The following is a 12,795-nucleotide window of genomic DNA, read 5'->3' on the forward strand; positions in this document are numbered from 1 at the left end:
TTATTGGTGTTGGTGTTCGCGGCGGTTTTGGCGGTGGGGACGCCCCGGGGCCATTTAAATGGTTTTCGTGTGTGTTCTCTCGGGGTTGTGCTCAAGCCGACGCCAACCGCATAGGCGCCCTCCGAGTTGAGCGAAAGCGGGATGGTGGGCGGCCCGACGCGGCCGCGCTGCGCCTCGCCTTGCGAGACCAGGCCTTCCTGCTCGAGCGAGCGGACGATAACCGATGCCGTCTGCGCCGAGAGGCCGGTTTTTTCGCCGATTTCCATCCGCGAAATGCCTTCGTTCTGAAGCAGCAGCGACAGCACCAGCCGCTCATTGTAGCTGCGGACGCTCAACGCATTCAGCCCGCTCGCGCGATCGGCGATGCGCAATGGATTGGGTGGTGCGAACCTCATGTCAGGCAAGGGTCGCCCCGTCGGTTGGAGCTCGTTGCCCGGTGGCTTTAGTGTTGCTCATGTCGAGCGGCTCCAGCCGATGGCATCGACCGCGCGGGCAAGTGCGGTGCCCAGCAATCTGTGCGCCTCGGCATCGATGTGAAAGCCGTCCGCTTCGCTGCACGACACCACCGAGCCGGCATCGAAAAAGTGGAGTTCGAGCGAGTCCGCCAGAACCTCGAACTCGAGCGCGAGCAGGCGCGATTTCTCCGGCGCACCGGCGAAGATGGACTTCCATTCCTTGACGTCGTCCTGCATCGGCGGCGGCGCCACGATCATGATCTCGGGCGTCGAGCCGCCTGGCCCAGGCGCCAGCTCCTTGATGTCATAGACGAGGCAGCCGATCCCCATCGCCACTTCCGACGGCGGCTTGTTGAAGCGGATCTTCAGGTCGTTGGTGCCGAGCATGATGATGACGAGGTCGAGCGTCGCATGGCTCTGCAGGCAGGGGCGAAGATAGGTTCTGCCGTTTTTGTGGGCGCCCTCGATCGGGTCGTCGTGGACGGTGGTGCGGCCGCTCAATCCTTCCTCGATGACATACCAGTCGGGGCCTAGCTGAGAACGCAATATTCCCGGCCAGCGTTCACCCGGCCCATAGCGCTCGAGCGGCCCCCTGCCGGGGATCTGGCCGTGCGTGTTGGAGTCGCCGTAGCACAAGACTGATCGCATGTTTTTCCCGCCGGGACTGACAGCGCGCCGAAGCCGGCGAGCGCCATTCATGATGGATAGCGGAGCGGTGAAAGGCAAGCAAGGGAATAGTCATTCAACATGACTAACTATTGACAGGGCGAATCCGCTGTGCTTCTAAAGTGCCGGAGGAGTTCTCAACCGTCACCATCGTCCAGCCCGGGTTGGGCCTCGACACGCATGTGTTCGGGGACGGGAGAATCGCGTGCATCGGTCGGTTTGCGACGACGAGCATGCATCGGGAGAGCGTCTCGCGGCAGTACACATTCGTACGGCCGGCCATACGAATTCGTAGGCCGGGACAACCACAAGGAGGAGAGTTGAATGTTAGGATTGCTGAAAACCGTCGGCCTGGGGATGCTAGTTGCGTCCACGCTTGCCGTGACGTCCCTGGCGCATGCGGAAGACATCAAGCTGATGGACGGCGTCGCGCCGCGCCCCGACGACACGCGCATGACCGCGGCCGGTGCGTTCAAGAAGGACCCGCCCTGGGTCATCGGAATGAGCGACTTCGGCGTCAACGCAAACACGTGGACGGTACAGGTGGCGCATGAGGCGGAGAATGCCGCGGCCAAGGACAAGCGCATCTCGAAATTCATCCTGCTCGATGCCGGCTTCGACCAGAAGAAGCAGGTGGCGGATATCGAGGACCTGATTGCGCAGCATGTCGACGCGATCATCGTGCAGCCGGTGACCAGCACATCGGCGAATGCCAGCATCGCCAAGGCGGTCGCCGCCGGCATTCCCGTCATTCTCCACACCGGTCGCATCGATTCCGACGCCTACACCACCGAAATCCAGGGCGGCGCCGAGCATTTCGGCAAGGTGATGGGCGACTGGCTGGTCAAGACCGTCGGCGACAACGGCAAGATCTGGGTCCTGCGTGGCCTGGCCGGACATCCGGAAGACACCAACCGCTACAACGGACTCCTGGAGTCGCTCAAGGGCACGCATGTGCAGATCATCGCCGAGGAGCATGGTGACTGGCAGTACGACAAGGCCAAGAAGCTGTGCGAGACGCTTTATCTGAACAACCCACAGGTTGACGGCATCTGGTCGTCCGGCGCTGACATGACGCGCGCCTGCGTCGATGTCTTCAAGCAGTTCGGCACGCCCGTTCCGCCGATTTCGGGCGAGGGCAACAATGGCTATTTCGGCCAGTGGATCACGGACGGGTTCAAGTCGATCTCGCCGGAATACAGCCCCGCCCAAGGTGCGGCCGGCGTGCGCGCCGCTGTTGCCCTTCTGGAAGGCAAGCAGCTCTACAAACGCTATGTCTATAATCCCGACGGATGGGACCAGGACAAGGCCAAAAAATACTATCGCGACGACCTGACCGCCAATGTCTGGTGGCCGAGCGAACTGCCCGAGGACAAGCTCAAGGAATATTACGGCAAGAAGTGACGGCGCCGTGGCTGGCGGGGAGTGGACAAGCATTCCCCGCAGGCCGTTCCATGTGTTGAATTTGGTTCGTTCGAGGGTTTCGTGACCAATCTTATCGAGATGTCCCACATTTCGAAGGCATTCGGAGGGAGCAAGGCGCTCCATTCCGTTTCCCTCGATCTCAAGGCGGGCAGCGTCCACGCCCTGATGGGCGAGAACGGCGCCGGCAAATCGACGTTGATGAAGATCCTGGCGGGCGTGCATCAGCCCGATTCCGGCGAGATCTTCATGAACGGGGAGAAGCTCGATCTGAAATCGCCGCGCGCCGCACTCGATGCCGGCATTTCGACCGTTTTCCAGGAGCATTCGCTGCTGCCCAATCTGTCGATCGCCGAAAACATGTTTCTGGGCCGGGAGCCGACGACCCGGTTCGGCTCGATCGATTATCGGGCGATGAAAAGCCAGACCGCCAAGGCGCTTGGCGAACTCGGCCTCACGCTCGACCCGTCGCAACTCGTTTCCAACCTGACCATAGCCGAGCGGCAATTCGTCGAGATCGCGCATTGCATCCAGGCGGACGCCAGCGTGCTTATCCTCGACGAGCCGACGGCTGCTCTCAACGCGGCCGATGTCGATGTGCTCAACCGCAACATCCGCCGGCTGCGCGATAAGGGAAAAGCCATCGTCTACATCTCGCATCGCATGGAGGAGATCTTCGAGCTGTGCGACACGGTGACGGTGCTGAAGGACGGCGCACTGGTCGGCACCAGGATGGTGTCCGAGATCACCACCGACGACCTCATCGCCATGATGGTCGGACGCGAACTCCAGGACCTTTTTCCCGATCGCACGGGCGATAAGGGTGATGAGATCCTGCGAGTCGAGAACCTCAGAATCACCGACACATCGCGGCCGCTGTCGCTGTCTTTGCACAAGGGTGAGATCGTAGCCCTGGCCGGACTGGAGGGGCAGGGCCAGCAGCGCTTCCTGAGATCGCTGATCGGCCGCTATCATCCCTCCGCCGGGACGATTTCCGTCAACGGCAAAGCGCTGAAAATGCCGCTCCCGGCATCATCAGGCGTTCGCCATTTGCAGCAGCTGAGGGTCGGCTTCGTTCCCGAGGACCGCAAGGAGGAGGGGCTCTTCCTCGCTTTGCCGATCGCCCACAACATCGCCATCGGATTGCATTCGAGGCGATTCGAACTCGCGCCGGCGCAGCCGTATCGAAACGTCATCGCCCGCATGATGGAGGTCATGAACATAAAGGCGGCAGGGCCGTCCGCGCCGGTCGGCTCCCTGTCGGGCGGCAACCAGCAAAAGGTTCTCCTCGGCCGCTACCTGGCCGCCGATCTCGATCTTCTGCTGGTCGAGGAGCCGACCCGCGGCGTCGACATCGGCGCCAAGTCCGAGATCTACCACCTGCTGCGCGACTTTACCGCCAAGGGCGGCGCCGTGCTGGTGCTGTCGCGCGAGACGATCGAGTTGATCGGGCTCTGCGATCGCATCTACGTCGTCCACGACGACACCATCGTTGCCGAAATGCCGGCGGCGCAGGCGACGGAACACAAGATCCTCGACGCGGCCCTGACGGGCGGCTCCGCGCGCCAGCACTAGGGGGGCTGCCATGGTTCGCTCGCTGTTCAACATCCTGAGTGGCCGGAACACGCGGCAAGGCCTGTGGGGCCTGCCACTGCTGGTCGCCTTGTTCATTTCGCTGTGGCTGACCGTCGAGACGACACAATTTGCCACGGCCGAAAACCTCTTCAACCTGGTGGCCCAGGCAATGCCGCTGATCATCGCGGCCATCGGACAGTTGGTGGTCGTGCTCATCGGCGGGCTCGATCTGTCGGTCGGCTCCGTCATCAGCTTCACCACGGCGGTGCTGGCGCTCGATCAGCCGGCTGTCGTGCTGATCCCGGCGGTCTTCGTGCTGGCGGCACTCATCGGGCTGATCAACGGCCTGGCGATCACCCGTTTCAACGTCCATCCGATCATCGCGACGCTGTCGACGCAGTACATCGTGCTCGGCATCACGCGCATCCTGCGTCCTGTGTCCGGCGGTACGGTGCCGGAGATCGTCATCGATGCCGTCTCAGGCAGTTTCCTCGGCGTTCCCTATCCGGTTTTCTGGGGCATCGTCGTGATCCTGGCAGCGTGGAAACTGCTCTACGGATCGCGATACGGGCTGCATCTGTTTGCGATTGGCGGCGGCATTGCTTCGGGCGCTGAAAGTGCTGCCCGCAATTTCGGCGTCTCCGACCGTCGCAACATCATCCTCGCCTATGTGGTCTGTTCCTGTTTCGCGGCCGTTGCCGGTGTCTTCCTGGCCGGGCGCATCGTGTCGGGCGATCCGAATGTCGGGCTGCTTTTCGAACTCGACACCGTCACCGCCGTCGCCCTTGGAGGCACCCAGCTCTCCGGCAGCATAGGCAGCCTGCACGGCACGGTGATCGGCGCGCTGGTCATGGCGCTGCTGGCCAATGGCATGAACCTCGCCAACGTCTCCCCCTTTGTCCAGACCGCGATCAAGGGCGGCATCCTGCTGGCGGTGGTCGGGCTGCAATCCCGCAAGAAGATGGGGCTCTAAAAGATGGCTGCCGTTCTCGCAAATCCGATCGCCCGGCGCCTGCTGCGCATACCGCCGTCCTATTTTGTCTTTCTCGTGCTGCTGGCGACGCTGTGGATCGCGCGACCGAACATGCTCAACCTCAACATCATGGGTATCTTCGTCAGGCAGATCGTCCCGCTCGGCATCCTGGTGCTGGGGCAGCTCGTCGTCATGCGGGTGAAGTCGATCGACCTCTCCGGCGGCGGCATCATCCTGCTCATCAACTATTTCATCTCGTCGGGCACTTTCCCCGGCGCGTCGATGCCTTTCTTCGTCGTGCTGGCGCTCGCCACCGGCCTCGTCATCGGCCTGTTCAACGGCTTCATGATAGGGAGCCGGCGGGTGTCGGCTGTCATCGTCACGCTGGCGGTCAGCATCATCCTGGTAGGGCTGGTGCAGTTCCTGTCGAGCGGCAATCCGCCCGGCGATGTGCCGAAGCTGTTCAACGACCTCTACAACACGAAATTCCTGTCGGTTCCGACGCCGGTGCTGTTCTGGGTCCTGCTGACCGCTTCGGTGTGGCTGCTTCTGTCGCGGACCGTCTTTGGCCGCTACGTCGCCTCGGTCGGGGAGAATGCCGAAGCCGCGCATTTTTCCGGCGTGCCGGTCCAGCGCACGGTCATCCTGGCGCATACGCTCGCCGGCCTGATCGCGGCGATCGCGGCCCTGGTGCAGACCGGTTCGATCGCCGTCGGCAGCGTCCGTGTCGGCCTCGACCTGCCGATCCTGGCGGTCGCGGCAACGATCCTCGGCGGCGTCGTCTTCGGTCGTGGCGACGGCGGCGTCTGGGGGCCCTTCTTCGGGGCGCTGTGCTTTGCGCTGCTGTTCGTGGTGATGACGGTGCTCGGCATCGACGAGCCCGGCAAGCTCATCGCGCAGGGCGTCATCATCCTCGGCGCGGCGATCTTCTACGGAGTGCGCGTGCGAAACCCCTGACTTAAGACGGCGAAAAGCAAGTGCGCCGGCGTTCAGACAATTGCAAACAGATGGAGAAACATGGATGTCCCCGCCAAAAAACATCATGTGCTACGGCGACTCGCTGACCTGGGGCTGGGTTCCGGTCAAGGAGGGGTCGCCGACCTACCGCTACCCCTATGACCAGCGCTGGACCGGTGTGATGTCGGCGGCGCTGGGGGCGGGCTACCATATCATCGAAGAAGGCCTGAGCGCGCGCACCACCTGTCTCGACGACCCCAACGATCCGCGCCTGAACGGGGCCAATTATCTGCCCTCGGCCATCGCCAGCCATCTGCCGCTGGACCTGGTCATTGTCATGCTCGGCACCAACGACACCAAGTCTTATTTCCGCCGGACGCCTTATGAGATCGCCAATGGAATGGCGAAACTGGTCGGGCAGATCCTGACCAGTGCCGGCGGCATCGGCACGCCTTATCCGGCGCCGAAGGCGCTGGTCATTGCGCCGCCGCCGCTGACCCCGATGCCCGATCCGTGGTTCGAGGGCATGTTCGGCGGCGGGCACGAAAAATCCAGGGATCTGGCCAGGCAGTACAAGGCGATGGCGGATTTCATGAAGATCGACTTCCTCAATGCCGGCGATTACCTCACCACGGACGGTGTCGACGGAATTCATTTCACCGCCGCAAACAACGCCGATCTGGGACGCGCGGTGGCCGGCAAGGTCAAGTCGATCCTCGAGCCGGGCCAGGTCAGCACCGCCGCTTGAAGCCGCCACGCCCGTCGGCTTGCGGCACACAGGCCCACGGCGCAGGTGTATCGCAGGTTCCTCCGGCGATGCACATCGATGCGGGGCCGAACGATGCGTTTGGCCCCGTATTGATATGGCGCCCTGCGCCGGCAGATGTGCGTCGATCTAGGGGCTTGGCCTCGGAGCTACGTCATCGGCGGACGCTTTGGTTTGGCGGTCGAAAACGACCGCCAGACCGTTCTTCACGGCAAGCGAGGCGACCATGTCGTCGAGTTCGCGGTCGGGAATGACGGGTTTGAGGACCTGCCGGATGGCCCGATAGGCCTGCTCGGTCGACACATAGCCGTATCGTTTTTTGCGCGCTTCCACATATTGCTCGATGAGAATGCCCAATCGGCGGGCGGCGATGTCATCTGGTTGCTGCAAGGGAGCCTCCTCAAGCGTCGATCGTTTGCAGACCCCAGAGATGTAAAAACCCACGCCGCGAAAGTTAAGGCCTGCTGTCGGCCTGAAGCTCAAAAAAATCTGCTGCCTCATTCGACGAATTGCGCCGCAGCGTGACATCGTGCCCGAACTGGTACCTCGCTGCCGCAAGGAGCAGGTCAATTTGGCTGGTCCGTTCCGAATCCCGATCAAAGCGTGTATTCACAACAGCTCCGACAGAACGGCCATGAAGTGGTCGTTCTCCGCAGCCGAGCCGATGCTGACGCGCACATAGGTGTCAAAACCCTGCTGCTTCCACGGCTTGACGATGACGCCTTGCCGCAACAGGCTTTCGACGAACACGGAAGCATCTCGCCGGCAGTTGAAGAACAGGAAGTTGCCCCTGGAGGCGGCGACGTCGAGGCCCTTGCTCGCCAGAAAAGTCTCGACGCGTTTTCTCTCCGCCCTGGCCAGCGCGACGACCCTGGCGAGGTGTTCGTCGTCGGCCAGCGCCGCGAGTGCGGCGGCTTGGGCCATGCCGTTGGCGTTGAAAGGCGTGCGGACGCGGTCGAGCAGCGCGCGCAGCTCCGGGTCACCGACGATGCCGAAGCCGATCCGCAATCCGGCCAGACCGAACGCCTTGGAAAAGGTCCGCAGCACGATCCAGGGCCGGTCCAGCTTTTCGAGATAGGGCAGGGACGACGCATAGTCGTCGCCCTCGGCATATTCGGCATAGGCTTCGTCGATGACGATCAGCGTCTCGTCGCTCGTCGCATCCAGAACCCTCGACAGATCGCCGCCGGAGAGCCAGCTGCCGACCGGGTTCATGGGGTTCGAGAACAGCAGCATGCGCGGCCGCTCGCGCGCCGCCTCGACCAGCGCATCGACATTAATGGTCAGATCGTCGTTGACGACAACGCGCTTGACGGTAGCGCCCATCAACGTCGCGTAGTCCTCATGCAGCGGAAACGACGGATAGAGCGTGACGACCGCGTCGCCCGGCCGCAACACGGCACGGCTGATGACGGAGAGAAGGTCTTCGGAACCGTTGCCGAGGATAATCTGGTCCTCGGTGACGGCATATTTGTCGCCGATCGCCTGGCGCAGCTTGCGCCCGGCAGGGTCCGGATAGAGGCGGAACATCTCGGAGCCGGCATGCATCGTCGTGGCGAGGGTCGGGCTGGGCCCGAGCGGGTTTTCGTTCGAGCACAGTTTGGCGATTCTGGCCGGTGCGTATCGCTCCATGACCTCGTCAATTGTCAGCCCGGAATTGTAGGGCGACAGGCGGTTGACTTCGGTACGGACCATATCCGAGGCTTTCGACAAGGGCGGGCTCCTCTGCGGTGGATTTCGTCATCCGTACCGTAGCCCAAACAGTTTGTATATGCTTGTATATGCAACTTGATCTGATAGTCTCGACGCTGAAGCGGAAACCGACACCGATCAGGAGGATCACATGCGCAACGCTTCTCTCTTCGATCTCTCCGGCAGGAAGGCGCTTGTCACCGGTGCAAGCCGGGGCATCGGGCGCAGCATCGCCGAGGCGCTGAGTGCTGCCGGCGCAGACGTCGCGGTCACGGCGCGCAGCCTGGCCTCGCTGGAGGCCACCACGGCAGCCATCCGCGCCGCCGGCGGAGTGGCGCACGCCATCGCTCTCGACGTCACCGATGTCGGCCGCTGCCGGGCAGCAACCGCAGAGGCTGCCAGCCTGCTTGGCGGTCTCGACATTCTCGTCAACAATGCCGGCGTGGAGGAGGTGCGGCCCTCGCTCGATGTCGACGAGGCGCTGTGGGACAGGATCGTCGACACGAATCTCAAGGGAGCGTTCTTCTGCGCCCAGGCCGCCGCGCGGCAGATGCGCGACGCCGGACGCCCTGGTGCCATCATCAATCTGTGCTCGCTGACATCCGAAGTCGGAATCCCCACCGCGGTGCCGTATGGCTCGTCGAAGTCGGGCCTGCTCGGCATGACCCGCGCCCTTGCGGCGGAGTGGGCGGAGCTTGGCATAAGGGTCAACGCCATCGCGCCGGGCTATTTCAGGACGGCGATGACCGACGTTTTTTACAGCGACGAGGCATGGCAGCACTCCATGCTGGCCAAGATCCCGCAGCGGCGTTTCGGTGATCTCCACGACTTGCACGGCATCGCCGTGTTCCTCGCTTCGGATGCGGCTGCCTACATAACCGGCCAGTCCATTCCGGTCGATGGCGGCTTTCTCGCCTCGATCTGATGAGGCAGGTTTGCCTCCGCAGTTTCGACGGGAAGGATGATGGAAAAATTGCTGGCGACCATCATACATACATGTATATACTTTTGCCTGAGTGAAGCCTCTCGACGGCTTTGATCCTTGCCCCGGTCGGCTTGTCGACCCGCAGAACTATGGCCATCCACGGGCCAACCGTCATTGCGTTCCAAGAGTTCCAGGAGACGAGCAATCATGTCCGACATCAGCTTCCACGATCTGTCATCCATCGATGCCGACCAGCGCGCCAGTCTGCTGAAGCGCGCCGAGGCCGATCTGACGGTCTTCGTTGAGAAGGTCCGGCCGATCATCCAGGCCGTCAAGGACGAAGGCGACGCCGCCTTGATCCGCTTCGCCGGGGAACTCGACAAGGCCAATGTCGCCGAGGGCGAACTGCAGGTGTCGGAAGCCGAGTTCGATGCGGCGTTCGACAAGGTGGAAAGGGACGTCGTCGAGAGCATCCAGTTCGGCATCGACAACATCAGGCGCTTCCATGAGGAGCAGAAGCCGGAGACGATGTGGCTCAAGGAAGTCCGGCCGGGCGCCTATGCCGGGGACAGGTACACGCCCATCGCATCCGTTGCGCTCTACGTGCCGCGCGGCAAGGGCGCTTTCCCGTCGGTGACGATGATGACGTCGGTGCCGGCGGTGATTGCCGGCGTGCCGCAGATTGCCATCGTGACGCCGCCGACATCGGATGGTTCGGTGGACGCGGCAACGCTCGTCGCCGCGCGTCTCGCCGGCGTGGGCACGGTCTACAAATGCGGCGGCGCCCAGGCAGTTGCCGCCGTCGCTTACGGCACCGAGACGGTGAAGCCCGCACTCAAGATCGTCGGTCCCGGCAGCCCGTGGGTGGTGGCGGCCAAGAGCGTGCTGTCATCGGTCATCAACACAGGCCTTCCGGCGGGCCCGTCGGAAGCGATTATCTTTGCCGATGACAGCGTCGACGGCGGGCTTGCCGCGCTCGACCTGTTGATCGAAGCCGAGCACGGGCCAGATTCCTCGGCCTATCTGGTGACGCACAGCCGCAAGATCGCAGAAGCAGCACTCGCCGCACTTCCCGAGCACTGGTCGCGGATGACCGAGCAGCGTGTGGAGTTTTCGCGCGCGGTGCTGACCGGCAAGCGCGGCGGCATCGTGCTGACCGCATCGCTGGAAGACAGCTACCGCTTCATCAACGACTATGCGCCCGAACATCTCGAGATCCTGTCGACGGAGCCGTTCGCCCATCTCGGACGCATCACCGAGGCGGCCGAAATCCTCATGGGACCGCATACGCCGGTGACCCTTGCCAACTTCGTCCTTGGACCCAATGCAGTGCTGCCGACCAGCCGGTGGGCGCGGACCTACGGCCCGCTTTCGGTGACGGATTTCGTCAAGCGCTCGTCGGTCGGCTATGTCACCTCGGCGGCCTATCCGGAACTCGCTCTGCATGCCCGCAGGCTTGCCCGCTATGAGGGCTTCAGTTCGCACGAGAACGCGGTCTCGGAAATCCGCGACCGCTATCTCGCCGGCTGAGCGGAAACGATCGCGATGAGGGCTGCTCGACTTTATCAACCTGGTGACCTGCGTGTCGAGGACATCGCTCCGCCAGGCGCGCCGGATCCGGGCTGGGTGAAGCTGAGGGTCGATGCCGCCGGCATCTGTGGTTCTGATCTGCACAATTTCCGCACGGGGCAATGGATAAGCCGGTCGCCGTCGACGGCCGGCCATGAACTGGCCGGCACGGTGACCGCCATCGGCGCAGGCGTTGATAGCGTCGCCGTCGGTGACAGGGTGGTTGCCGATTCACGGTTCTGGTGCGGAGACTGCGCGCAATGTCATGCCGGCAGGCGGCATCTCTGTGCGTCGCTGGGCTTTGTGGGGGAGATCTGCGACGGTGGGTTTGCCGAACAGGCGGTGCTGCCCGCACGGCTCTTGCATATCATCGATGCCGGGCTCGACGAGCGGGTCGCGGCGATGGCCGAGCCGCTGGCGGTGGCGTTGCATGCGGTGTGGCGGCTGCCGAAAACGGCAGGCGCGGTGCTGGTCGTCGGCTGCGGGCCCATCGGCGGTCTTGCCGCGCTGCTGCTGTCGCGGACCTTCGCCGGCATCGTGCTCGTCGCCGACCGCAACCAGAGCCGCTGCGCCCGGGTGGCGCGGGTGACGGGTGCCACGATGGTCGATCTGAACCGGGATGCCGTTGCCGCCGCAACCGCCAATGCCCCGCTGCTCGCGGCCATTGAGGCGACCGGCAGCGTCGCGGCGCTCAACCAGTTGCTTGGCGTTCTCGATCCCGGCGGCACGATCGCCATGGTGGGCATCTTTCACGGCCGCCTCAACATTGATCCCAATACGCTGGTCGAACGCGAAATCGGGTTGCTGGGATGCCACGCCTTTGCCGATGAGCTGCCCGAGGCCGTGCGGATGCTAGGTGAGCTCAGCGAACCGCTGTTGGCGCTGATCGACCAGGAGATTGGCCTGGATGACATTCCGGCTGCCTATGAGCGGCTGTTGGCGGGACACAGCGACGGCTTGAAAACAATCATCCGCATGCGGCAACCTGTCGAGCGGTCGTGATTTCCGATGAATCGCCGGAAAGGACTTTGGAAATGGTCACTTTGCCTGACACGGCCAGCCCTCTCTACGAGAAGGTGAAGGACTACATCCTGGCCAACATCGGAACGGGCCGGTGGGGCAAGGATCGCAAGCTGCCGTCCGAGAATGAGTTGGTGGCTTCACTCGGCGTGTCGCGGATGACGGTTCACCGGGCGCTCAGAGAGTTGACCTCGGCCGGGTTCCTGATCCGTCTGCAAGGTGTGGGAACTTTCATCGCGCCACCGCGGCCGCAATCGACACTGATCGAGATCAACAACATCGCAGCCGAGATCGTCGAGCGCGGCAACAGGCATCGTTCCGAAGTCCTCGTCCTCGAAACCATCATGCCGACAAAGGAGCTGGCGCTGTCGTTCGAGTTCGCAAAGCGCGTCCCGATCTATCATTCTGTCGTCGTCAATTTCGAGAATGATTTGCCGGTGCAACTGGAAGAGCGCTTCGTCAATCCGAGCCTCATCCCCGACTATGACAAGCAGGATTTTTCGAAGACGGCGACCTATGACTACCTCATGCAGAAAACCCCGGTGACCGAGGTCGAGCATATCATTTCCGCCATCCCGGCGGATGCCGAGACGGCGCGGCATCTGGGCATCGATGTCGGCGCCTGCTGCCTCTTCCTGCACCGCCGGACATGGACAGGCGCGGTGGTGGCGACGATCAGCAAGCTGACTTATGCCGGCAGCCGCTACTCGCTCGGCAGCCGCTATTCACCTTCAAAAAGCAGCTAACGGAAGCAGGTCGAATGCAAGTCGGAGCG

The 12,795-nt window shown here is 63.0% G+C and carries 13 protein-coding genes; 9 read left to right on the forward strand and 4 right to left on the reverse strand.

The genetic code is table 11. The features are described 5' to 3' along the window. Positions 1–395: helix-turn-helix domain-containing protein (locus NKH97_RS26105; protein WP_352799096.1), on the reverse strand; the 395-nt coding region annotated here is incomplete at its 3' end. Positions 396–452: 57 nt separating this feature from the next. After that, complete coding sequence (locus tag NKH97_RS26110) at positions 453–1,103, reverse strand: SGNH/GDSL hydrolase family protein (protein ID WP_023809404.1); 651 nt, start codon at positions 1,101–1,103, stop codon at positions 453–455. Positions 1,104–1,445: 342 nt separating this feature from the next. On the opposite strand from NKH97_RS26110, the gene NKH97_RS26115 reads away from it, so the two are divergent. The 5 genes from NKH97_RS26115 (at position 1,446) to NKH97_RS26135 (ending at position 6,796) form a co-directional block, all read left to right on the forward strand. Further along, complete coding sequence (locus NKH97_RS26115; protein WP_023809403.1) at positions 1,446–2,525, forward strand: substrate-binding domain-containing protein; 1,080 nt, start codon at positions 1,446–1,448, stop codon at positions 2,523–2,525. An 81-nt stretch (positions 2,526–2,606) separates the two neighbouring features. Continuing rightward, positions 2,607–4,118, forward strand: a complete 1,512-nt coding sequence (locus NKH97_RS26120) for a sugar ABC transporter ATP-binding protein (RefSeq protein WP_023809402.1) — start codon at positions 2,607–2,609, stop codon at positions 4,116–4,118. 10 nt (positions 4,119–4,128) lie between these two features. Beyond that, positions 4,129–5,091 carry an ABC transporter permease gene (locus tag NKH97_RS26125; protein ID WP_023809401.1) on the forward strand — a complete coding sequence of 321 codons (963 nt, stop codon included), beginning with the start codon at positions 4,129–4,131 and terminating at the stop codon, positions 5,089–5,091. Positions 5,092–5,094: 3 nt separating this feature from the next. After that, positions 5,095–6,048 (forward strand): ABC transporter permease, encoded by a 954-nt coding sequence (locus NKH97_RS26130; protein WP_023809400.1) that lies wholly within the window; start codon positions 5,095–5,097, stop codon positions 6,046–6,048. 64 nt (positions 6,049–6,112) lie between these two features. Then, a complete protein-coding gene (locus NKH97_RS26135; protein ID WP_023809399.1) occupies positions 6,113–6,796 on the forward strand; it encodes an SGNH/GDSL hydrolase family protein in 684 nt (227 codons plus the stop codon). 147 nt (positions 6,797–6,943) lie between these two features. Here NKH97_RS26135 and NKH97_RS26140 read toward each other — a convergent pair whose 3' ends face one another. Then, positions 6,944–7,315, reverse strand: coding sequence for a hypothetical protein (locus NKH97_RS26140; protein ID WP_245273087.1), 372 nt, complete (start codon positions 7,313–7,315; stop codon positions 6,944–6,946). A 108-nt stretch (positions 7,316–7,423) separates the two neighbouring features. Next, positions 7,424–8,527, reverse strand: a complete 1,104-nt coding sequence (locus NKH97_RS26145; protein WP_023809397.1) for a histidinol-phosphate transaminase — start codon at positions 8,525–8,527, stop codon at positions 7,424–7,426. 130 nt (positions 8,528–8,657) lie between these two features. Here NKH97_RS26145 and NKH97_RS26150 point away from each other — a divergent pair, with 130 nt between their 5' ends. The 4 genes from NKH97_RS26150 (at position 8,658) to hutC (ending at position 12,766) form a co-directional block, all read left to right on the forward strand. Then, positions 8,658–9,431 carry an SDR family NAD(P)-dependent oxidoreductase gene (locus tag NKH97_RS26150; RefSeq protein ID WP_023809396.1) on the forward strand — a complete coding sequence of 258 codons (774 nt, stop codon included), beginning with the start codon at positions 8,658–8,660 and terminating at the stop codon, positions 9,429–9,431. Positions 9,432–9,638: 207 nt separating this feature from the next. Next, positions 9,639–10,961 (forward strand): histidinol dehydrogenase, encoded by a 1,323-nt coding sequence (gene hisD / locus NKH97_RS26155; protein WP_023809395.1) that lies wholly within the window; start codon positions 9,639–9,641, stop codon positions 10,959–10,961. Between the two features lie 15 nt (positions 10,962–10,976). Next, complete coding sequence (locus NKH97_RS26160) at positions 10,977–12,002, forward strand: zinc-dependent alcohol dehydrogenase (protein ID WP_352799067.1); 1,026 nt, start codon at positions 10,977–10,979, stop codon at positions 12,000–12,002. Between the two features lie 32 nt (positions 12,003–12,034). Continuing rightward, on the forward strand, positions 12,035–12,766 hold the full coding sequence (hutC, locus tag NKH97_RS26165) for a histidine utilization transcriptional repressor HutC (protein ID WP_023809393.1): 732 nt from the start codon (positions 12,035–12,037) through the stop codon (positions 12,764–12,766). Positions 12,767–12,795: the final 29 nt, after the last annotated feature.

The organism is Mesorhizobium sp. M0870 (assembly GCF_040319775.1).
In the GTDB taxonomy this organism is placed as follows: Bacteria; Pseudomonadota; Alphaproteobacteria; order Rhizobiales; family Rhizobiaceae; genus Mesorhizobium.